This is a genomic window from Pseudomonas sp. G3-19 (assembly GCF_054855875.1).
Genome location: NZ_JBMPIQ010000003.1, coordinates 3,540,615 through 3,561,633, shown reverse-complemented (window position 1 = coordinate 3,561,633; position 21,019 = coordinate 3,540,615). Strand labels below are relative to the sequence as shown.

Genomic DNA, 21,019 nt, shown 5'->3' with positions numbered 1-21,019 from the left:
AGCTCCGCGCCAGCGACGCAGGTGTCACGGCGGGGAGCGTTGTTCATTCTTTCGCAGAGTCTACAGGGGCCGGAGCCGCTTCGGCTGCATCGTCCACGGAATTCGCCGGTTCAGTCTCGACCTCGACTTCATCGGTGGTGACCGAGCCGCTTTCGTAGCTGCTCTCAAGGTTGCTTTCGTATTCCTGCTGAATGGCCGAGATGCCGCCGAGCATGCCGCCGGCAAATACCAGGGCGAAGAACACGATCCACAACGAGCACAGCACTTTGACCGCGGTGCTGTTGGGTGGCGGTGGCGGGCCGTAACGGTTGGCGCCGGTGTTGCCCGGCACGACCATGATCACCAGCGGGAAGAAGCTGCCCACGAACGGCACCAGGTTCAGCAGCCAGAGCCAGCCGGACCAGCCGATATCGTGCAGGCGCTGTACGCTGAACAGAATGCTGACAATGATGAAGCCGAGGAACAGGAAGAACGCGAATATCCCGCCAATGATCAGGCCGGTGGTGGAGTCGCCACTGACCAGTCCGAGAGCGAGCAGGGCGAATATGCCCACGATCGGCAGGGTCACCAGGCTCAGTACCATCGTCCAGGCCAGAAACCGCAGGCGACCGATCCGGCCTTCGACGCTGAAGGGCTTGAGCACTGCGAATGCTGGCAGGTTTTCGCCGACATTGGCCCGAGGTGGCGCATAGGGTGATGCGGGTTCGTTGAAAGTCGCCGGTTGTTCATGCACGTCCGACAGACTCAGTTCGATCGCCGTTTCGCTTTCGATCCGCGCTTCGATCCCGGTCTTGCTCAGTGCTTGCAGATAAGTCTGCGCATCGCTGTGGGTCAGGTCGCGTTTGAGGGCGACGGTGCTGCCGTTGAACAGGCGCTCGATGGCGGCAACATCGCTTTTGAACAGGGCCGCCAGATTGAGCTTGGCGGTGGTGAGATCGACGCCGGGCTGCAGAGCACCGTCGAAAACGATCTTGTAACGAGGTTCGCTCATGGTCGGGGCATCCTTGTCGCGAATCAATTGAAAGTCAGCAAGTGTAAGGCCAGTCGGTCGATCACTGGCCTGATTTTTCTCAGCGCGGCCAGCGTTTGGGCAATTGCGCCGCGCGTTCCAGCGCCTGACGATATTCCGCGTCGAGCCGGGCGATCAACTGGTCGACGCTCGGCAGGTCGTCGATCTGGCCTACGCCCTGGCCGGCCGACCACACGGTCTTCCAGGCCTTGGCTTCGTCGTTGATCGGTTTGAGCTTGTCACCGAAATTGACTTCGCCCTTGCCTTGCAGCGCGGCCATGTCGAAACCCGCCGCCTCCAGGCTCTGGCGCATGAAGCTGGCCGGTACTCCGGAGACTGCAGGAGTATGAATGATGTCCGCCGCCTTGGCCGTCAGCAGCATGTCCTTATAGGCGTCAGGCGCATGACTTTCGGTGGTGCCGATAAATCGCGTACCGAAGTAGGCCAAATCCGCGCCGAGCAGCTGTGCGGCCAAAATCTCATGGCCGTGGTTAAGACATCCGGCAAGCAACAGGGTTTTATCGAAGAATTCACGGATCTCGGCGATCAGTGCAAACGGACTCCAGGTGCCGGCATGGCCGCCGGCGCCTGCCGCAACCGCGATCAACCCGTCGACTCCGGCTTCGGCGGCTTTTTCGGCATGCCGGCGCGTTGTCACGTCGTGGAACACCAGGCCGCCATAGCTGTGCACGGCATCGACCAGTTCCTTCACCGCGCCGAGGCTGGTGATGACAATCGGCACCTTGTGCTCGACGCAGATGTTCAGATCCGCCTGCAAGCGCGGGTTGCTGTTGTGCACGATCAGGTTCACCGCATACGGCGCCGGGTTGTCCAGTGTCGCCAGGCCCGCTTCAATCTCCTCCAGCCAGGCCTTGAAGCCGCTGCTTTCACGCTGGTTCAGCGCCGGGAAGCTGCCAACCACGCCGTTACGGCAGCAGGCGAGCACCAGCTCCGGGTTGGAGATCAGGAACATCGGCGCCGCCACTATCGGCAAGCGCAGACGTTGTTCGAGCAAAGCGGGCAGCGACATTGGAAATCCCCCGAGGTGTGATGCTGTTATGAAGTTAGAACGGCTTGACCACGACCAGAATTACGATAGCCAGCAATATCAGAACCGGCACTTCATTGAACCAGCGATAAAAGACATGGCTGCGGGTGTTCTCGCCACGGGCGAAGCGTTTTACCTGCGCGCCGCACATGTGGTGGTAGCCGATCAGCAGCACCACCAGGGTCAGCTTGGCGTGAATCCAGCCGCCCATGCTGAAGATGCCCGGATTGAGGTAGATGAGCCAGCCGCCGAAAATCAGCGTGGCGATCATCGCCGGGCCCATGATGCCGCGATACAGCTTGCGCTCCATGAGGCTGAAGCGTTCCTTGCTGATCGCGTCTTCACTTTGCGCGTGATAAACGAACAGCCGCGGCAGGTAGAACAGCCCGGCAAACCAGCACACGACGCTGACGATGTGAAACGCTTTGATCCATAGATAGAGCATTTTTGGTTATTCCCAGGTTCACGGTAGCCGGGATAGTAGAGGCTTGAGCGTCCGCACGTCACCTTGATGGTTGTCGCAGGGGCGCGCGGCCCCTATTATCGACGGCTTTCCAGTGGGTTCGTTGAGGGCAGGTTTATGGTCAAGGTCGGTATCGTCGGCGGCACGGGTTACACCGGTGTCGAACTGCTGCGTCTGTTGGCACAGCATCCGCAGGCAGAAGTGGTGGTAATCACTTCCCGATCCGAGGCCGGTCTGGCCGTGGCTGACATGTACCCGAACCTGCGCGGCCACTACGACGGTCTGGCGTTCAGCGTGCCGGACATCAAAACCCTGGGTGCGTGCGACGTTGTGTTTTTCGCCACGCCGCACGGCGTTGCCCATGCGTTGGCCGGTGAACTGCTGGCGGCGGGCACCAAGGTTATCGACCTGTCCGCGGACTTCCGTCTGCAGGACGCTGAAGAATGGGCCAAATGGTACGGACAGCCACACGGTGCGCCGGCGTTGCTGGACGAGGCGGTCTACGGCCTGCCGGAAGTCAATCGCGAGCAGATCAAGAAGGCTCGTCTGATCGCCGTTCCCGGCTGCTATCCAACCGCTACGCAGTTGGGTTTCCTGCCGCTGCTTGAAGCGGGTCTGGCTGATACTTCGCGTCTGATCGCCGACTGCAAATCCGGCGTCAGCGGTGCCGGTCGCGGTGCTTCTATAGGCTCGCTGTATTCCGAGACGTCGGAAAGCATGAAGGCTTATGCGGTGAAAGGTCACCGTCATCTGCCGGAAATTCGCCAGGGTCTGCGTCGCGCTGCCGGTAAGGATGTCGGTCTGACCTTCGTCCCGCACCTGACCCCGATGATTCGTGGCATTCATTCCACGCTCTACGCGACCGTGGTTGATCGTTCGGTGGATCTGCAGGCACTGTTCGAAAAGCGTTATGCCAACGAGCCGTTCGTCGACGTGATGCCGGCCGGCAGCCACCCGGAAACTCGCAGCGTGCGTGGCGCCAACGTCTGCCGCATTGCTGTGCATCGTCCGCAGGATGGTGATCTGGTGGTGGTGCTGTCGGTGATCGACAACCTGGTCAAAGGCGCGTCGGGTCAGGCGGTGCAGAACATGAACATCCTGTTCGGCCTGGATGAGCGCTTCGGTCTGTCCCACGCCGGTATGCTGCCGTAACACGTTCGGCAACACAGCAAAAAGGCCCGTCAAACGGGCCTTTTTGCATTCTGGGCAGTTGGTCGGGTTTATTGATATACCGTAACAATAGTTGACCGATTTTCTAGGACAAGCGGATAATGCGCGTCATCACGCATTATGGCGGCGTAACGCCGGGAGATAGTCAGCATGAGCGTCGAATCCTTCACCCCCACGGCTTTGCAATTCACCCAAGGTGCTGCGCACAAGGTGAAGAGCCTGGTCGATGAAGAGGGGAATGATCGCTTGAAGCTGCGCGTATTCGTTACGGGCGGCGGTTGTTCGGGGTTTCAGTACGGCTTCACCTTCGATGAAGATGTGGCCGAGGACGACACCATCGTCGAGCGCGAAGGCGTGAGTCTGGTGGTCGATCCGATGAGTTTCCAGTACTTGGCGGGTGCCGAAGTGGACTATCAGGAAGGTCTGGAAGGTTCGCGCTTCGTGATCAAGAACCCGAACGCCACCACGACCTGTGGTTGCGGCTCTTCGTTCTCGATCTGATCGCACCTCGCTGCGCACAACAAAACGCCGCAGAGCCTTACGGTTCTGCGGCGTTTTTTGTTGCTGGCGTTTTATTCAGTTGGGATAGATGGCGCCGAGTACCCGCAGGCCTTTGGCGCCGGTGACGCTCGGGCGATTGGCGGCAATGCCTTCGAGGCAGCAATGGGCCAGCCAGGCGAAGGCCATTGCCTCGACCCAGTCCGGATCGACGCCGTGAGTGGCGGTGCTGGCGACGGTGGCGTTAGGCAGCAGGTCGGCAAGACGTTTCATCAGCGTAGCGTTGTGAGCGCCGCCGCCGCAGACCAACATTTCCCGCGTATCGGATTGAGCGCTTTGCAGCGACTCGACGATGGTCTGCGCCGTCAGTTCGAGCAGCGTTGCCTGAACGTTTTCAGCAGCGAAGCTCGGCAAACTTGAGAGGTGGTGCTCCAGCCACGGCAGGTTGAACACTTCCCGGCCAGTGCTCTTCGGGCCTTTGGTCACGAAGAACGGGTCGCCGAGCAGAGCTTTCAGCAAGACTGGCTCGACCGTGCCGGTGGCTGCCCACTGGCCGTTGCGATCATAGTTCTCGCCGCGTTGCTGATGAATCCAGGCATCCATCAGCACATTCCCAGGGCCGCAGTCGAAACCGGCTACAGGCCTGGTCGGTTCTATCAGACTGAGATTGCTGAAACCGCCGACATTCAGGACTGCGCGGTTGCCGTTACGCTCTTCGAACAAAGCCTCATGGAAGGCTGGTACCAGCGGCGCACCCTGACCGCCAGCAGCCACGTCGCGGCTGCGGAAGTCGCTAACCACGGTGATGCCGGTCAGCTCGGTCAGTAGTGCGGGATTGCCGATCTGCACTGTGAAGCCACGAGCGGGCTCATGGCGAATGGTCTGGCCATGGCTGCCGATTGCACGAATGGCTTCAGGCTTCAGTTGCTGCTGATCGAGGAGGGTATGGATGCCCTGGGCCGCTAGTTTTACCCAGTGCTGCTGGGCGATCGCCGAGCGGGCAATCTCGTCAGGGCCGCTGGCGCACAAGCCAAGCAGCTCGGCGCGCAGGGTTTCAGGCATGGGGATGTAATGCGTGGCGATCAGTTTGATCGCCGAGGTCTGCTCGATCAGGGCGATGTCCAGCCCATCGAGACTGGTGCCGGACATCACGCCGAAATAAAGAGCCATGGCTTAGCGCTTGCTCGAAGCCAGCATGGTGGCCTTCTCTTGATCCATGCGCGCCATCAGCGGCTGGCTCTGCGCAAGGAAACGTGCGCGCTCGGACTTGGCGATCGGATCTGCCATCGGCAGCTTCTGGCCCAGCGGGTCGACGTGAACGCCGTTGACCTGGAACTCATAGTGCAAGTGCGGTCCAGTGGACAGGCCGGTGGTACCAATGTAACCGATCACTTGGCCCTGCTTGACGCTGCCGCCGGTTTTCACGCCTTTGGCGAAGCCTTGCATGTGGCCATACAGCGTGCGGTAGGTGTTGCCGTGCTGGATGATCACCGTGTTGCCGTAGCCACCGCGGCGACCAGCCAGCAGCACTTTACCGTCACCGGCAGCCTTGATTGGCGTACCGCGTGGCGCTGCGTAATCGACGCCTTTGTGGGCGCGGATCTTGTTGAGGATCGGGTGTTTGCGGCCCATGGAGAATTTCGAACTGATGCGGGCGAAGTCCACCGGGGTACGGATGAACGCCTTACGCATGCTGTTGCCATCAGCGGTGTAATAGCTGCTGTTGCCTTGTTTGTTGGTGTAACGCACGGCGGTGTAGGTCTTGCCGCGGTTGGTGAAGCGTGCAGACAGAATCGGGCCGGTGCCCACTGCCTTGCCGTTGACCACTTTCTGCTCGTAGATCACGTCGAATTCGTCACCTTGACGGATGTCCTGAGCGAAGTCGACGTCGTAGCCGAAGACGCTGGCCATATCCATCGTCAGGCTGTGGGACAGGCCTGCGCGGGCAGCGGATTGTGACAGGGAGCTATTGATCACGCCGTGCACGTAAGCCGTGCGAACGGTCGGCTTGGCTGTTACGCGGTTGAATGCGTAGCCCTTGTCATTCTTGGTCAGGGTAATGGTTTCGACATCGCTGACCTTGCTGTGCAGGCTGGTCAGTTGGCCTTGCGGGTTCAGTTCGAACTCCAGCTTCTGGCCGTGCTTGAGCTGGCTGAACTGTTTGGCTTGTTTGTCGCTGGCCAGCACTTCGTGCACAGCAGCGGCTGGCAGACCGACTTTCTCGAACAATGTAGAGAGCGTATCGCCTTTGGATACGACGACTTCGCGGTGCCCCGGGGCTTTTGGTTTCTCTGCAGCCGGAGTTGGGGCAGGTGCGGCTTCAGCGGTTTTCGGGGTTTCTTCGGTGCTGTTTTCGATCTGGGCGAAAGGTGAGGCTGCTGGCTCATTTGTGGCTTGAATCGCGTCAGCAGCGTCTTGATCTTGTGTCAGTTGTTCAGCAGGACTTTCCAGTTCCAGGCTCAGGGTCGTCTTTTTGGCTTCAACATCACTGGAAGGAAATACCAGGAGCGCCAGACTGAGAAGGGCGGCGATTCCACTTGCGGCAAGCAGGTGGGTCTTCGGGTAAAGCGGTGGCGCTTTAGACGGTTCAGTGGTCATAAGTAATTTTGACTTTGAAAAAAGATGAATTGGAAAAGATGAATGACATGATGAAGATGAAATAACTGTATAAAATATAACCAAATCATCCCCGAAGCAAGTCTACAGACACCCTGTCTGCAGATTGGTGTCCGTGCGCCGGGCAAAACTTGTAATTGGTGCACGATCTTGTATGGTTGGTTCCCTTTGAATCTGAGCCTTGCGGGTCTGTTATGAAGTCGGTTGAAGAGCAGCTAGCGCTGATTAAACGTGGTGCGGAAGAACTATTGGTCGAGTCCGAGCTGATCGAGAAGCTCAAGCGCGGCCAGCCGCTGCGTATCAAGGCTGGTTTCGATCCAACCGCCCCGGATCTGCACTTGGGTCACACCGTGCTTATTAATAAGCTGCGCCAGTTCCAGGAATTGGGGCATCAGGTGATCTTCCTGATTGGTGACTTCACCGGGATGATCGGTGATCCAAGCGGCAAGAGCGCTACGCGTCCTCCTTTGACTCGCGAGCAGGTTTTGGAAAACGCCGAGACCTACAAGTCTCAGGTGTTCAAGATTCTGGATCCGGCGAAAACCGAAGTTGCGTTCAACTCCACCTGGATGGATCAGATGGGGCCGGCGGACTTTATTCGTCTGACTTCGCAATACACTGTCGCGCGTATGCTTGAGCGTGATGACTTCGATAAGCGTTACACCACCAATCAGCCGATCGCTATTCATGAGTTCCTCTATCCGCTGGTTCAGGGTTATGACTCGGTTGCTCTGCGCGCGGATGTCGAACTGGGCGGTACCGATCAGAAGTTCAACCTGCTGATGGGGCGTGAGCTGCAGCGTGGGTATGGCCAGGAAGCTCAGTGCATTCTGACCATGCCGTTGCTGGAAGGTCTGGATGGCGTGAAGAAGATGTCCAAGTCGTTGGGCAATTACGTTGGTATCCAGGAAGCGCCAGGTGTGATGTACGGCAAGCTGGTTTCGATTCCAGATGCGCTGATGTGGCGTTACTTTGAGCTGCTCAGCTTCCGTTCGATGGATGAGATCAATGCCTTTCGTGCAGATGTCGAGGCGGGGGCTAACCCGCGCGACATCAAGATCAAGTTGGCGGAAGAGATTGTCGCGCGCTTCCATGGTGAGGAGGCTGCGGCCAATGCTCATCGCGCTGCCGGTAACCGTATGAAGGATGGCGAACTGCCGGATGATCTGCCGGAGATCGAACTGGCCTCTGCTGAAGATATGCCGATTGCGGCCGTCCTGAATAAGGCAGGCCTGGTGAAGAACTCGGCAGCGGCGCGTGATCTGTTGGCTTCTGGTGGTGTGCGTGTGGATGGTGAGGTGGTTGATCGCTCCTTTATATATGTGCTGGGCGCGACCCACGTTTGCCAGGCGGGCAAGAAGGCATTTGCACGTATCACACTGAAAGCTGAATAAAGTTTGAAATAAGGGTTGACGGCGAATTTTAGAAGTCTATAATTCGCCCCACTTCCGGCGCAGTCGAAACGGAAAACTCCTTGAGATTCAATGAGTTACGCAGTTTTCGACAGCGACTTGCTTCAGTTCATCGAAGCCTGGAAGGAGTTGAAAGAGCGGTGATGTTTGGCTCTTTTGACGGTTCGATCTTCTCGGTCGAAAGCGGAGAAAAAGAGGTGTTGACAGCAGCGTGTAACGCTGTAGAATTCGCCTCCCGCTAACGAGAGATCGGAAGCGCAAGTGGTTGAAGTTGTTGAAGAAATCTTCGAAAACTTCTGAAAATAATCACTTGACAGCAAATGAGGCTGCTGTAGAATGCGCGCCTCGGTTGAGACGAAAGATCTTAACCAACCGCTCTTTAACAACTGAATCAAGCAATTCGTGTGGGTGCTTGTGGAGTCAGACTGATAGTCAACAAGATTATCAGCATCACAAGTTACTCCGCGAGAAATCAAAGATGTAACCAACGATTGCTGAGCCAAGTTTAGGGTTTCTTAAAAACCCAAAGATGTTTGAACTGAAGAGTTTGATCATGGCTCAGATTGAACGCTGGCGGCAGGCCTAACACATGCAAGTCGAGCGGATGAAAGGAGCTTGCTCCTGGATTTAGCGGCGGACGGGTGAGTAATGCCTAGGAATCTGCCTGGTAGTGGGGGACAACGTTTCGAAAGGAACGCTAATACCGCATACGTCCTACGGGAGAAAGCAGGGGACCTTCGGGCCTTGCGCTATCAGATGAGCCTAGGTCGGATTAGCTAGTTGGTGAGGTAATGGCTCACCAAGGCGACGATCCGTAACTGGTCTGAGAGGATGATCAGTCACACTGGAACTGAGACACGGTCCAGACTCCTACGGGAGGCAGCAGTGGGGAATATTGGACAATGGGCGAAAGCCTGATCCAGCCATGCCGCGTGTGTGAAGAAGGTCTTCGGATTGTAAAGCACTTTAAGTTGGGAGGAAGGGTTGTAGATTAATACTCTGCAATTTTGACGTTACCGACAGAATAAGCACCGGCTAACTCTGTGCCAGCAGCCGCGGTAATACAGAGGGTGCAAGCGTTAATCGGAATTACTGGGCGTAAAGCGCGCGTAGGTGGTTTGTTAAGTTGGATGTGAAATCCCCGGGCTCAACCTGGGAACTGCATCCAAAACTGGCAAGCTAGAGTATGGTAGAGGGTGGTGGAATTTCCTGTGTAGCGGTGAAATGCGTAGATATAGGAAGGAACACCAGTGGCGAAGGCGACCACCTGGACTGATACTGACACTGAGGTGCGAAAGCGTGGGGAGCAAACAGGATTAGATACCCTGGTAGTCCACGCCGTAAACGATGTCAACTAGCCGTTGGGAGCCTTGAGCTCTTAGTGGCGCAGCTAACGCATTAAGTTGACCGCCTGGGGAGTACGGCCGCAAGGTTAAAACTCAAATGAATTGACGGGGGCCCGCACAAGCGGTGGAGCATGTGGTTTAATTCGAAGCAACGCGAAGAACCTTACCAGGCCTTGACATCCAATGAACTTTCCAGAGATGGATTGGTGCCTTCGGGAGCATTGAGACAGGTGCTGCATGGCTGTCGTCAGCTCGTGTCGTGAGATGTTGGGTTAAGTCCCGTAACGAGCGCAACCCTTGTCCTTAGTTACCAGCACGTAATGGTGGGCACTCTAAGGAGACTGCCGGTGACAAACCGGAGGAAGGTGGGGATGACGTCAAGTCATCATGGCCCTTACGGCCTGGGCTACACACGTGCTACAATGGTCGGTACAGAGGGTTGCCAAGCCGCGAGGTGGAGCTAATCCCACAAAACCGATCGTAGTCCGGATCGCAGTCTGCAACTCGACTGCGTGAAGTCGGAATCGCTAGTAATCGCGAATCAGAATGTCGCGGTGAATACGTTCCCGGGCCTTGTACACACCGCCCGTCACACCATGGGAGTGGGTTGCACCAGAAGTAGCTAGTCTAACCTTCGGGAGGACGGTTACCACGGTGTGATTCATGACTGGGGTGAAGTCGTAACAAGGTAGCCGTAGGGGAACCTGCGGCTGGATCACCTCCTTAATCGACGACATCAGCTGCTCCATAAGTTCCCACACGAATTGCTTGATTCATTGAAGAAGACGATAGAAGCAGCTTAAGCTCCAAGCTGATAGCTCTTAGCTAATCAGTTACGCGCTCGAAATTGGGTCTGTAGCTCAGTTGGTTAGAGCGCACCCCTGATAAGGGTGAGGTCGGCAGTTCGAATCTGCCCAGACCCACCAATTTTGTATGGGGCCATAGCTCAGCTGGGAGAGCGCCTGCCTTGCACGCAGGAGGTCAGCGGTTCGATCCCGCTTGGCTCCACCACCACTGCTTCTGAAGTTTGAAAGCTTAGAAATGAGCATTCCATCGCTGTGATGGTGAATGCTGATTTCTAGTCTTTTGATTAGATCGTTCTTTAAAAATTTGGGTATGTGATAGAAAGATAGACTGAACGTTACTTTCACTGGTAACGGATCAGGCTAAGGTAAAATTTGTGAGTGACTCTTAAGAGTTTTGCGAATTTTCGGCGAATGTCGTCTTCACAGTATAACCAGATTGCTTGGGGTTATATGGTCAAGTGAAGAAGCGCATACGGTGGATGCCTTGGCAGTCAGAGGCGATGAAAGACGTGGTAGCCTGCGAAAAGCTTCGGGGAGTCGGCAAACAGACTTTGATCCGGAGATGTCTGAATGGGGGAACCCAGCCATCATAAGATGGTTATCTTGTACTGAATACATAGGTGCAAGAGGCGAACCAGGGGAACTGAAACATCTAAGTACCCTGAGGAAAAGAAATCAACCGAGATTCCCTTAGTAGTGGCGAGCGAACGGGGACTAGCCCTTAAGTGGCTTTGAGATTAGCGGAACGCTCTGGAAAGTGCGGCCATAGTGGGTGATAGCCCTGTACGCGAAAGTCTCTTAGTCATGAAATCGAGTAGGACGGAGCACGAGAAACTTTGTCTGAATATGGGGGGACCATCCTCCAAGGCTAAATACTACTGACTGACCGATAGTGAACTAGTACCGTGAGGGAAAGGCGAAAAGAACCCCGGAGAGGGGAGTGAAATAGATCCTGAAACCGTATGCGTACAAGCAGTGGGAGCCCACTTTGTTGGGTGACTGCGTACCTTTTGTATAATGGGTCAGCGACTTATTTTCAGTGGCGAGCTTAACCGAATAGGGGAGGCGTAGCGAAAGCGAGTCTTAATAGGGCGTCTAGTCGCTGGGAATAGACCCGAAACCGGGCGATCTATCCATGGGCAGGTTGAAGGTTAGGTAACACTGACTGGAGGACCGAACCGACTACCGTTGAAAAGTTAGCGGATGACCTGTGGATCGGAGTGAAAGGCTAATCAAGCTCGGAGATAGCTGGTTCTCCTCGAAAGCTATTTAGGTAGCGCCTCATGTATCACTGTAGGGGGTAGAGCACTGTTTCGGCTAGGGGGTCATCCCGACTTACCAAACCGATGCAAACTCCGAATACCTACAAGTGCCGAGCATGGGAGACACACGGCGGGTGCTAACGTCCGTCGTGAAAAGGGAAACAACCCAGACCGTCAGCTAAGGTCCCAAAGTTATGGTTAAGTGGGAAACGATGTGGGAAGGCTTAGACAGCTAGGAGGTTGGCTTAGAAGCAGCCACCCTTTAAAGAAAGCGTAATAGCTCACTAGTCGAGTCGGCCTGCGCGGAAGATGTAACGGGGCTCAAACCATACACCGAAGCTACGGGTATCACGCAAGTGATGCGGTAGAGGAGCGTTCTGTAAGCCTGTGAAGGTGAGTTGAGAAGCTTGCTGGAGGTATCAGAAGTGCGAATGCTGACATGAGTAACGACAATGGGTGTGAAAAACACCCACGCCGAAAGACCAAGGTTTCCTGCGCAACGTTAATCGACGCAGGGTTAGTCGGTCCCTAAGGCGAGGCTGAAAAGCGTAGTCGATGGAAAACAGGTTAATATTCCTGTACTTCTGGTTATTGCGATGGAGGGACGGAGAAGGCTAGGCCAGCTTGGCGTTGGTTGTCCAAGTTTAAGGTGGTAGGCTGAGATCTTAGGTAAATCCGGGATCTTAAGGCCGAGAGCTGATGACGAGTTACCTTTTAGGTGACGAAGTGGTTGATGCCATGCTTCCAAGAAAAGCTTCTAAGCTTCAGATAACCAGGAACCGTACCCCAAACCGACACAGGTGGTTGGGTAGAGAATACCAAGGCGCTTGAGAGAACTCGGGTGAAGGAACTAGGCAAAATGGCACCGTAACTTCGGGAGAAGGTGCGCCGGTGAGGGTGAAGGACTTGCTCCGTAAGCTCATGCCGGTCGAAGATACCAGGCCGCTGCGACTGTTTATTAAAAACACAGCACTCTGCAAACACGAAAGTGGACGTATAGGGTGTGACGCCTGCCCGGTGCCGGAAGGTTAATTGATGGGGTTAGCTAACGCGAAGCTCTTGATCGAAGCCCCGGTAAACGGCGGCCGTAACTATAACGGTCCTAAGGTAGCGAAATTCCTTGTCGGGTAAGTTCCGACCTGCACGAATGGCGTAACGATGGCGGCGCTGTCTCCACCCGAGACTCAGTGAAATTGAAATCGCTGTGAAGATGCAGTGTATCCGCGGCTAGACGGAAAGACCCCGTGAACCTTTACTATAGCTTTGCACTGGACTTTGAATTTGCTTGTGTAGGATAGGTGGGAGGCTTTGAAGCGTGGACGCCAGTTCGCGTGGAGCCATCCTTGAAATCCACCCTGGCAACTTTGAGGTTCTAACTCAGGTCCGTTATCCGGATCGAGGACAGTGTATGGTGGGTAGTTTGACTGGGGCGGTCTCCTCCTAAAGAGTAACGGAGGAGTACGAAGGTGCGCTCAGACCGGTCGGAAATCGGTCGTAGAGTATAAAGGCAAAAGCGCGCTTGACTGCGAGACAGACACGTCGAGCAGGTACGAAAGTAGGTCTTAGTGATCCGGTGGTTCTGTATGGAAGGGCCATCGCTCAACGGATAAAAGGTACTCCGGGGATAACAGGCTGATACCGCCCAAGAGTTCATATCGACGGCGGTGTTTGGCACCTCGATGTCGGCTCATCACATCCTGGGGCTGAAGCCGGTCCCAAGGGTATGGCTGTTCGCCATTTAAAGTGGTACGCGAGCTGGGTTTAGAACGTCGTGAGACAGTTCGGTCCCTATCTGCCGTGGACGTTTGAGATTTGAGAGGGGCTGCTCCTAGTACGAGAGGACCGGAGTGGACGAACCTCTGGTGTTCCGGTTGTCACGCCAGTGGCATTGCCGGGTAGCTATGTTCGGGAAAGATAACCGCTGAAAGCATCTAAGCGGGAAACTTGCCTCAAGATGAGATCTCACTGGAACCTTGAGTTCCCTGAAGGGCCGTCGAAGACTACGACGTTGATAGGTTGGGTGTGTAAGCGCTGTGAGGCGTTGAGCTAACCAATACTAATTGCCCGTGAGGCTTGACCATATAACACCCAAGCAATCTGAATGCTCGAAAGAGACCAGATTGCGGTGTGTGAAGACGCAATGAACCGAAAGTTCGCGATGCTCACAAAACACCTGTATCACATACCCGATTTGCTGAAGCGAGGCCAGCCGGTCACGAGTCAGTACCCGAATTTCTTGACGACCATAGAGCGTTGGAACCACCTGATCCCATCCCGAACTCAGAAGTGAAACGATGCATCGCCGATGGTAGTGTGGGGTTTCCCCATGTGAGAGTAGGTCATCGTCAAGATTAAATTCCGAAACCCCAATTGCGAAAGCAGTTGGGGTTTTGTTTTGCCCGCAGGAAAGTGGTGCGCTTGATTTCTATGCAATCGCCCGGCTCATGGCTATTATTCGGACCTCATTGTGAGGCGAGACCTGCATGCTGACGTTGTTGAATCTATTAAAGGATGGTCGATTCCATTCCGGCGAGGCTCTGGGGGTTACCCTGGGAATCAGTCGAAGTGCGGTGTGGAAGCAGCTTCAGCATCTTGAGGCTGAGCTCGGGTTGTCCATAAACAAAGTCCGGGGCAGAGGCTATCAACTGGCTGCACCCTTGACGCTCCTCGACCCCCTGAAGATTAGTGCCTTAGCAGCGGTTTGGCCGATTACAGTCTTTGATTCCATCGATTCCACTAACGCAGAGGCGCTTCGCGCGATCAATCAGGGTCGAGCGGCGCCGTTTCTGGTATTGGCCGAACGACAGATTTCCGGTCGCGGTCGCCGAGGCCGCAAATGGGTAAGCCCTTTTGCTGAAAATCTCTACTACAGCCTGGTCCTGCGCATTGAAGGTGGCATGCGCCAGCTTGAGGGCTTGAGTCTGGTGGTCGGTTTGGCTGTTATGCATGCCCTGCGAAAGCTGGGGGTGGCGGGCGCAGGATTGAAGTGGCCCAACGATGTGCTGGTCGGGAACAAGAAAGTCGCCGGTATTCTTCTTGAGCTAGTAGGGGATCCGGCAGATGTTTGCCATGTGGTGCTGGGTATAGGCATTAATGTGAACATGCAGGTTGCTGAGGAAGTTGACCAGCAATGGACGTCAATTCGACTCGAGACGGGTCAAACCTGCGATCGCAACGTCTTGGTGGCTGAGCTGAGCGACCAACTGCGCGGTTATATCCAGCGTCATCAGGTCCATGGTTTCTCTGCGTTCCAGGAGGAATGGGAAAAGGATCACATGTGGCAAGGTCGCCCGGTTTCTTTGGTTGCGGGCGTTAGTCATATAGAAGGCGTAGTGCTTGGTATTGATAGCCAGGGTGCGCTGCGCTTGAAGGTGGACGGCGTGGAAAAAGTATTTAGTGGTGGTGAGCTCAGTCTGAGGTTGCGTGATGATTCTTGAGCTCGACTGTGGGAATAGCTTTATCAAGTGGCGCGTATTGAATACGGCTGCTGGCGGTCTTTTCGCGGAAGGTGTTGTCGACTCGGACCAAGCTCTGGTGGATAGCTTGTGCGCATTTGAGAACCTGTCGTTGCGCAAATGTCGGTTGGTCAGCGTAAGAACCAGCGAAGAAACTGCTGCGCTCACCCGAATTCTCGAGCAGACGTTCTGCATCTCGGTAGTGTGCGCCAAGTCGGCCAGTGAAATGTCTGGTGTCAGGAATGGCTATGACGACTATGAACGCTTGGGACTGGATCGCTGGTTGGCGATGCTCGGTGGCTTTCATCTGGCTGCCGGCGCCTGTCTGATTCTGGATTTTGGCACTGCTGTGACGGCCGACTTTATTAATGCCGAAGGTGAGCACCTTGGGGGATTCATTTGCCCAGGAATGCCCTTGATGCGTAACCAGTTACGTACGCATACCCGGAAAATCCGTTATGGGGACTTGGCTGCCGAAAAAGCGTTGACGAGCCATGCTCCGGGGCGCAGTACCGTCGAGGCGGTGGAGCGAGGGTGCTCTTTAATGTTGAGAGGTTTCGTTCTGACCCAGATGGAAATGGCTCGATCCTATTGGGGGGAGCGCTTTGCTGTCTTTATTACCGGTGGCGATGCTGGATTGGTGGCGGACGTCGTGCCTGATGCTCGGATCGTCCCTGACCTGGTATTTGTAGGGTTGGCGATGGCGTGTCCTTTAACTTGAGGTTTGTATGCGTTGGTTGTTCCTGCTGCTCGTTGTTCTCAATGTGTTCTATTACGTCTGGCATCAGCAGGAGGCGCCCTTGCGTGCAAAAGATGTCACTCCTCTCAGCATGTACCGCGGGTCCCAGCAAGATATTCGCTTATTGAGTGAGGCGACTGGTGACTCTGCGGGAGGGCAAGGCGCACGCCGTGCCGGACAGGAGTGTCTGTTTTTGGGTGGTTTGACTCAAGAAAGCAGCCTTTCCGCGCTACAGATGCGTCTAGCGGGCATGAGTGTGAAGGTTCAGGCATCGCAAAAGGATCTTCCCGAGCCTGGATATTGGTTGCGCATTGCGCCCGAAAGCCAGCGTTTATTGGGGGATGTGCAGTTGCAGAACCTTTCTAAGGAATTCAATGAGTTAAAACATAAAATAATGCTGTGTGAGGGGGTTGCACCGCTGGAATAGTTTGCATAGAATGGCGCCCGCTCCACAGCGAACACCTAAACAGGTTGTCAAAGTGGAGCGGTGTCAACGCAGCTAACCTCAGGTTTTTAATGAGAAAATGCTTGACAGAAGGTCGGCATAGTATAGAATGCCGGCTCGCTTAGGAGGGGTTCCCGAGCGGCCAAAGGGATCAGACTGTAAATCTGACGTCTACGACTTCGAAGGTTCGAATCCTTCCCCCTCCACCATTTTTAGCGTGAGCTGCAAGCTCCGCGGGTATAGTTTAGTGGTAGAACCTCAGCCTTCCAAGCTGATGATGCGGGTTCGATTCCCGCTACCCGCTCCAAGTTTGCAGGTTGTGCAAAGTGTTACGCTCTTGTAGCTCAGTTGGTAGAGCACACCCTTGGTAAGGGTGAGGTCAGCGGTTCAAATCCGCTCAAGAGCTCCATATAACAAGGCAGATATGAAAATATCTGCCTTTGTTTTAATGGTAGATATCGTTCGTCTAATTCTTCTGTTGAGGGTGTTATCGATGGCTAAGGAAAAATTTGATCGTTCCCTGCCCCACGTCAACGTAGGGACCATTGGTCACGTTGACCACGGTAAAACCACTCTGACCGCTGCTCTGACTCGCGTCTGCTCCGAAGTTTTCGGTTCGGCCGTGGTTGAATTCGACAAGATCGACAGCGCTCCAGAAGAAAAAGCTCGCGGTATCACCATCAACACCGCACACGTTGAGTACAACTCGCTGATCCGTCACTACGCTCACGTTGACTGCCCAGGTCACGCTGACTATGTGAAGAACATGATCACCGGTGCTGCTCAAATGGACGGCGCTATCCTGGTTTGCTCGGCCGCTGATGGTCCGATGCCACAAACCCGTGAGCACATCCTGCTGTCCCGTCAGGTAGGCGTTCCGTACATCGTGGTTTTCCTGAACAAGGCTGACCTGGTAGACGACGCTGAGCTGCTGGAGCTGGTTGAGATGGAAGTTCGCGACCTGCTGTCCACCTACGACTTCCCGGGCGATGACACTCCAATCATCATCGGTTCGGCTCGTATGGCGCTGGAAGGCAAAGACGACAACGAGATGGGCACCACTGCCGTCAAGAAACTGGTTGAAACTCTGGACGGCTACATCCCAGAACCAGTTCGTATGATCGACAAGCCATTCCTGATGCCAATCGAAGACGTATTCTCGATCTCGGGTCGCGGTACTGTTGTGACTGGTCGTATCGAGCGCGGTATCGTTCGCGTTCAAGATGCACTGGAAATCGTTGGTCTGCGTGACACCACCACCACCACCTGCACCGGTGTTGAGATGTTCCGCAAGCTGCTCGACGAAGGTCGTGCTGGCGAGAACTGCGGCGTTCTGCTGCGTGGTACCAAGCGTGACGACGTTGAGCGTGGTCAGGTTCTGGTTAAGCCGGGTTCGGTTAAGCCGCACACCAAGTTCACCGCAGAAGTTTACGTTCTGAGCAAGGAAGAAGGCGGTCGTCACACTCCGTTCTTCAAAGGCTACCGTCCACAGTTCTACTTCCGTACTACTGACGTGACTGGTAACTGCGAACTGCCAGAAGGCGTTGAAATGGTAATGCCAGGTGACAACATTCAGATGACTGTTACCCTGATCAAAACCATCGCGATGGAAGATGGTCTGCGTTTCGCTATCCGTGAAGGCGGTCGTACCGTCGGCGCTGGCGTCGTAGCTAAAATCATCGAATAAGTGGTTGTAATGTATTTTTCGGGCCGGCATAATGGTCGGCCTGATTTTGTTTTAGGTCAGTAGCTCAATTGGCAGAGCGACGGTCTCCAAAACCGTAGGTTGGGGGTTCGATTCCCTCCTGACCTGCCAGATTCACTCGGTGTGTCTGGCTTTCTTTTCACAGGATCTTCATAGATGACTCCTAAGGCTGAAGCTCAAGGCTCTCGCTTCGATCTGCTCAAGTGGCTTGTGGTAGCCGCTTTGGTGGTTGTGGGTGTAGTTGGCAATCAGTATTACGCTGCTTCACCGATCCTGTACCGTGTACTCGCTTTGCTCGTAATTGCTGCTGTAGCTGCCTTTGTAGGCCTGCAGACTGCAAAGGGCAAGTCGTTCTTTGTACTGGTTAAGGAAGCGCGCACCGAGATTCGTAAAGTCGTATGGCCAACTCGCCAGGAAACCACGCAGACAACGTTGATCGTTGTTGCTGTGGTTATCGTTATGGCGTTGCTGTTGTGGGGTGTTGATTCCCTGCTCGGTTGGCTTGTTTCCTTGATTGTCGGCTAAGGGTGTCCCGTGGCTAAGCGTTGGTACGTTGTGCATGCTTACTCGGGTTACGAGAAGCATGTCATGCGCTCGCTGATTGAGCGCGTTAAGCTGGCTGGCATGGAAGATGGCTTCGGCGAAATTCTGGTTCCCACTGAAGAAGTGGTTGAAATGCGTAATGGCCAGAAGCGCAAAAGCGAACGCAAGTTCTTCCCAGGCTATGTGCTGGTACAGATGGATATGAATGAGGGTACTTGGCACTTGGTCAAGGATACTCCTCGGGTGATGGGCTTCATTGGCGGTACCGCCGACAAGCCTGCTCCAATCACCGACAAAGAGGCGGAAGCCATTCTGCGTCGCGTGGCTGATGGTAGCGATAAGCCGAAACCGAAGACTCTGTTTGAGCCGGGTGAGGTAGTTCGTGTTACTGACGGTCCATTCGCTGACTTTAACGGCACCGTCGAAGAAGTTAACTACGAAAAGAGCCGTGTCCAGGTGGCAGTGCTTATTTTCGGTCGCTCTACTCCGGTAGAGTTGGAGTTCAGTCAGGTCGAAAAGGTCTAGCTGAACAAGCATCCCAACCCCGCAGCCCTAGGCTGTGGGGTTTTGTCGTCACTGGGATAAACGCGCAAGTAACCGGGGAGCCTTTCGAGGCGTTCGAACCCGTAATTGGAGTGCCTCATGGCCAAGAAGATTACCGCTTACATCAAGCTGCAAGTGAAGGCCGCTCAGGCTAACCCAAGCCCACCTGTTGGTCCTGCTCTGGGTCAGCACGGCGTGAACATCATGGAATTCTGCAAGGCTTTCAACGCCCGTACTCAGGGTCTTGAAGCAGGTCTGCCGACTCCAGTGATCATCACTGTCTACAGCGACCGTAGCTTCACTTTCGAAACCAAATCCACCCCTGCTTCGGTTCTGCTGAAGAAGGCGGCCGGTCTGACCAGCGGTTCCGCTCGTCCGAACACCGTTAAGGTTGGCACTGTTACCCGTGCTCAGCTGGAAGAAATCGCGAAAACCAAAAACGCGGATCTGACTGCAGCTGATATGGATGCAGCCGTGCGTACTATCGCCGGTTCTGCTCGTAGCATGGGCCTTAACGTGGAGGGTGTGTAATGGCTAAGCTGACCAAGCGTCAAAAGGCTATCGCCGGCAAAATCGAAGCAGGCAAGGCCTACAACATTGTAGACGCTGCTGCTCTGCTGGCTGAGCTGTCGACTGTCAAGTTCAGCGAGTCGTTCGACGTTGCTGTAAACCTGGGTGTAGACCCGCGTAAATCCGACCAGGTTGTTCGTAGCGCTACTGTGCTGCCACACGGCACTGGCAAGACCGTTCGCGTTGCTGTGTTCACCCAGGGTCCAGCTGCTGAGGCCGCTCTGGCTGCCGGCGCTGACCGTGTAGGTATGGACGACCTGGCTGCCGAAATGAAAGGCGGCGACCTGAACTACGACGTAGTGATCGCATCCCCGGATGCCATGCGCGTTGTAGGTCAACTGGGTCAGATCCTCGGTCCACGTGGCCTGATGCCTAACCCGAAAGTCGGCACCGTAACTCCAGACGTAGCTACCGCGGTTAAAAACGCCAAGGCTGGTCAGGTTCGTTATCGCACCGACAAAAACGGCATCATCCACACCTCCGTTGGCAAGATCGGTTTCGATGCCGTCAAGCTGAAGGAAAACGTTGAGGCCCTGATCGCTGACCTGAAGCGTATCAAACCAGCTTCCTCGAAAGGTATTTACGTCAAGCGCGTTACCCTGAGCACCACTATGGGCCCAGGTCTGGTTATCGACCAGAGCTCGCTGGACGCGTAAGACAAAGGTTGGTGCGATTATTCGCGCCAATTGAAAGATTGGGGTCCCTGCCTGGCGGGGGCTATCCAAGACCGTAGGCGGCGCAAGCCTTAAACCACAAGCCTACGCAGATGGTGCTCCCGGTTCCTTACCGAATCAGACACCAAAACGACATTCGGTTTCGACCGAGTGAAACGGTAACAAGCAGGAGTTAAACCCGTGGCAATTAATCTCGAAGACAAGAAGGCCATCGTCGCTGAAGTCAACGAGGCTGCCAAAGTCGCTCTGTCCGCTGTCGTGGTTGATGCCCGTGGCGTAACAGTAGGCGCAATGACCGGACTCCGTAAAGAGGCTCGTGAAGCTGGCGTTTACGTACGTGTTGTACGTAACACCCTGCTCAAGCGCGCTGTTGCTGACACTGAATACAGTGTTCTCAACGACGTGTTCACCGGCCCGACCCTGATTGCATTCTCGAACGAACATCCGGGCGCTGCTGCCCGTATCTTCAAAGAGTTTGCCAAGGGTCAGGACAAGTTCGAGATCAAGGCAGCTGCGTTCGAGGGCAAGTTCCTCGCAGCTAATCAGATCGACGTACTGGCAACTCTGCCGACCCGTGACGAAGCAATTTCTCAGCTGATGAGCGTGATTCAAGGCGCTACCAGCAAGTTGGCTCGTACTCTGGCGGCAATTCGCGACCAGAAAGAAGCTGCCGCAGCCTAAGGCTCGTCAACTTCTCGCGTTTTTTGTTTATTTC

The 21,019-nt window shown here is 55.1% G+C and carries 17 protein-coding genes, 6 tRNA genes and 3 rRNA genes; 21 read left to right on the top strand and 5 right to left on the bottom strand.

The features are described from left to right. Positions 1-43: 43 nt before the first annotated feature. The 3 genes from ACOYXI_RS16440 to hemJ form a co-directional block, all read right to left on the bottom strand. Positions 44-991, bottom strand: coding sequence for a DUF805 domain-containing protein (locus tag ACOYXI_RS16440; RefSeq protein WP_098965886.1), 948 nt, complete (start codon positions 989-991; stop codon positions 44-46). 79 nt (positions 992-1,070) lie between these two features. Next, positions 1,071-2,039, bottom strand: a complete 969-nt coding sequence (locus ACOYXI_RS16435; RefSeq protein WP_027610741.1) for an NAD(P)H-dependent flavin oxidoreductase — start codon at positions 2,037-2,039, stop codon at positions 1,071-1,073. Positions 2,040-2,073: 34 nt separating this feature from the next. Further along, positions 2,074-2,502 (bottom strand): protoporphyrinogen oxidase HemJ, encoded by a 429-nt coding sequence (gene hemJ, locus ACOYXI_RS16430; RefSeq protein WP_027610742.1) that lies wholly within the window; start codon positions 2,500-2,502, stop codon positions 2,074-2,076. 135 nt (positions 2,503-2,637) lie between these two features. Here hemJ and argC point away from each other — a divergent pair, with 135 nt between their 5' ends. Next, entirely contained in the window at positions 2,638-3,672 is a 1,035-nt protein-coding gene (argC, locus tag ACOYXI_RS16425; protein WP_134787458.1) for an N-acetyl-gamma-glutamyl-phosphate reductase, read from the top strand. Between the two features lie 168 nt (positions 3,673-3,840). Further along, on the top strand, positions 3,841-4,191 hold the full coding sequence (gene erpA / locus ACOYXI_RS16420; protein ID WP_003228776.1) for an iron-sulfur cluster insertion protein ErpA: 351 nt from the start codon (positions 3,841-3,843) through the stop codon (positions 4,189-4,191). 75 nt (positions 4,192-4,266) lie between these two features. On the opposite strand, the gene ACOYXI_RS16415 is transcribed toward erpA, so the two are convergent. Together ACOYXI_RS16415 and ACOYXI_RS16410 are read right to left on the bottom strand one after the other, a co-directional pair. Then, a complete protein-coding gene (locus ACOYXI_RS16415; protein ID WP_134787457.1) occupies positions 4,267-5,358 on the bottom strand; it encodes an anhydro-N-acetylmuramic acid kinase in 1,092 nt (363 codons plus the stop codon). 3 nt (positions 5,359-5,361) lie between these two features. Next, entirely contained in the window at positions 5,362-6,786 is a 1,425-nt protein-coding gene (locus ACOYXI_RS16410; RefSeq protein ID WP_134787456.1) for a peptidoglycan DD-metalloendopeptidase family protein, read from the bottom strand. Positions 6,787-6,998: 212 nt separating this feature from the next. Between ACOYXI_RS16410 and tyrS the strand changes: the two genes are divergently transcribed. From tyrS to rplJ, 19 genes are all read left to right on the top strand, one after another. Further along, on the top strand, positions 6,999-8,198 hold the full coding sequence (gene tyrS / locus ACOYXI_RS16405) for a tyrosine--tRNA ligase (protein WP_027610745.1): 1,200 nt from the start codon (positions 6,999-7,001) through the stop codon (positions 8,196-8,198). Positions 8,199-8,751: 553 nt separating this feature from the next. Continuing rightward, a 16S ribosomal RNA gene (locus tag ACOYXI_RS16400) occupies positions 8,752-10,288 on the top strand. 123 nt (positions 10,289-10,411) lie between these two features. Further along, positions 10,412-10,488: transfer RNA gene (locus ACOYXI_RS16395), tRNA-Ile, on the top strand. Between the two features lie 9 nt (positions 10,489-10,497). Continuing rightward, positions 10,498-10,573 (top strand) — tRNA-Ala (locus ACOYXI_RS16390). A 247-nt stretch (positions 10,574-10,820) separates the two neighbouring features. After that, a 23S ribosomal RNA gene (locus tag ACOYXI_RS16385) occupies positions 10,821-13,711 on the top strand. Between the two features lie 154 nt (positions 13,712-13,865). After that, positions 13,866-13,981 (top strand): 5S ribosomal RNA (gene rrf / locus ACOYXI_RS16380). The 16S, 23S and 5S rRNA genes sit together here with 2 tRNA genes alongside, the layout of an rRNA operon. 132 nt (positions 13,982-14,113) lie before the next feature. Beyond that, the gene (gene birA, locus ACOYXI_RS16375) at positions 14,114-15,067 is read left to right on the top strand and encodes a bifunctional biotin--[acetyl-CoA-carboxylase] ligase/biotin operon repressor BirA (RefSeq protein ID WP_134787455.1); all 954 of its coding nucleotides are present in this window, start codon (positions 14,114-14,116) and stop codon (positions 15,065-15,067) included. Then, on the top strand, positions 15,057-15,806 hold the full coding sequence (locus ACOYXI_RS16370) for a pantothenate kinase (protein ID WP_098965871.1): 750 nt from the start codon (positions 15,057-15,059) through the stop codon (positions 15,804-15,806). Before birA ends, ACOYXI_RS16370 begins: the two co-directional genes overlap by 11 nt. A 7-nt stretch (positions 15,807-15,813) precedes the next feature. Beyond that, positions 15,814-16,251, top strand: coding sequence for a hypothetical protein (locus ACOYXI_RS16365; RefSeq protein ID WP_134787454.1), 438 nt, complete (start codon positions 15,814-15,816; stop codon positions 16,249-16,251). A gap of 142 nt (positions 16,252-16,393) precedes the next feature. Beyond that, a tRNA-Tyr gene (locus ACOYXI_RS16360) sits at positions 16,394-16,478 on the top strand. Positions 16,479-16,502: 24 nt separating this feature from the next. Beyond that, positions 16,503-16,576 (top strand) — tRNA-Gly (locus tag ACOYXI_RS16355). A 26-nt stretch (positions 16,577-16,602) separates the two neighbouring features. After that, positions 16,603-16,678: transfer RNA gene (locus ACOYXI_RS16350), tRNA-Thr, on the top strand. Between the two features lie 84 nt (positions 16,679-16,762). Further along, positions 16,763-17,956, top strand: coding sequence for an elongation factor Tu (tuf, locus tag ACOYXI_RS16345; protein WP_461675058.1), 1,194 nt, complete (start codon positions 16,763-16,765; stop codon positions 17,954-17,956). A gap of 53 nt (positions 17,957-18,009) precedes the next feature. Beyond that, a tRNA-Trp gene (locus ACOYXI_RS16340) sits at positions 18,010-18,085 on the top strand. Between the two features lie 45 nt (positions 18,086-18,130). Next, a complete protein-coding gene (gene secE, locus ACOYXI_RS16335; protein WP_041074957.1) occupies positions 18,131-18,499 on the top strand; it encodes a preprotein translocase subunit SecE in 369 nt (122 codons plus the stop codon). 9 nt (positions 18,500-18,508) lie between these two features. Next, positions 18,509-19,042 carry a transcription termination/antitermination protein NusG gene (nusG, locus tag ACOYXI_RS16330; protein WP_025113545.1) on the top strand — a complete coding sequence of 178 codons (534 nt, stop codon included), beginning with the start codon at positions 18,509-18,511 and terminating at the stop codon, positions 19,040-19,042. Positions 19,043-19,159: 117 nt separating this feature from the next. Then, complete coding sequence (gene rplK, locus ACOYXI_RS16325) at positions 19,160-19,591, top strand: 50S ribosomal protein L11 (protein WP_003228756.1); 432 nt, start codon at positions 19,160-19,162, stop codon at positions 19,589-19,591. Then, the gene (gene rplA / locus ACOYXI_RS16320; RefSeq protein ID WP_003228754.1) at positions 19,591-20,286 is read left to right on the top strand and encodes a 50S ribosomal protein L1; all 696 of its coding nucleotides are present in this window, start codon (positions 19,591-19,593) and stop codon (positions 20,284-20,286) included. The genes rplK and rplA overlap by 1 nt, the downstream gene beginning before the upstream one ends. 198 nt (positions 20,287-20,484) lie before the next feature. Further along, positions 20,485-20,985 (top strand): 50S ribosomal protein L10, encoded by a 501-nt coding sequence (gene rplJ / locus ACOYXI_RS16315; protein WP_003228752.1) that lies wholly within the window; start codon positions 20,485-20,487, stop codon positions 20,983-20,985. Positions 20,986-21,019: the final 34 nt, after the last annotated feature.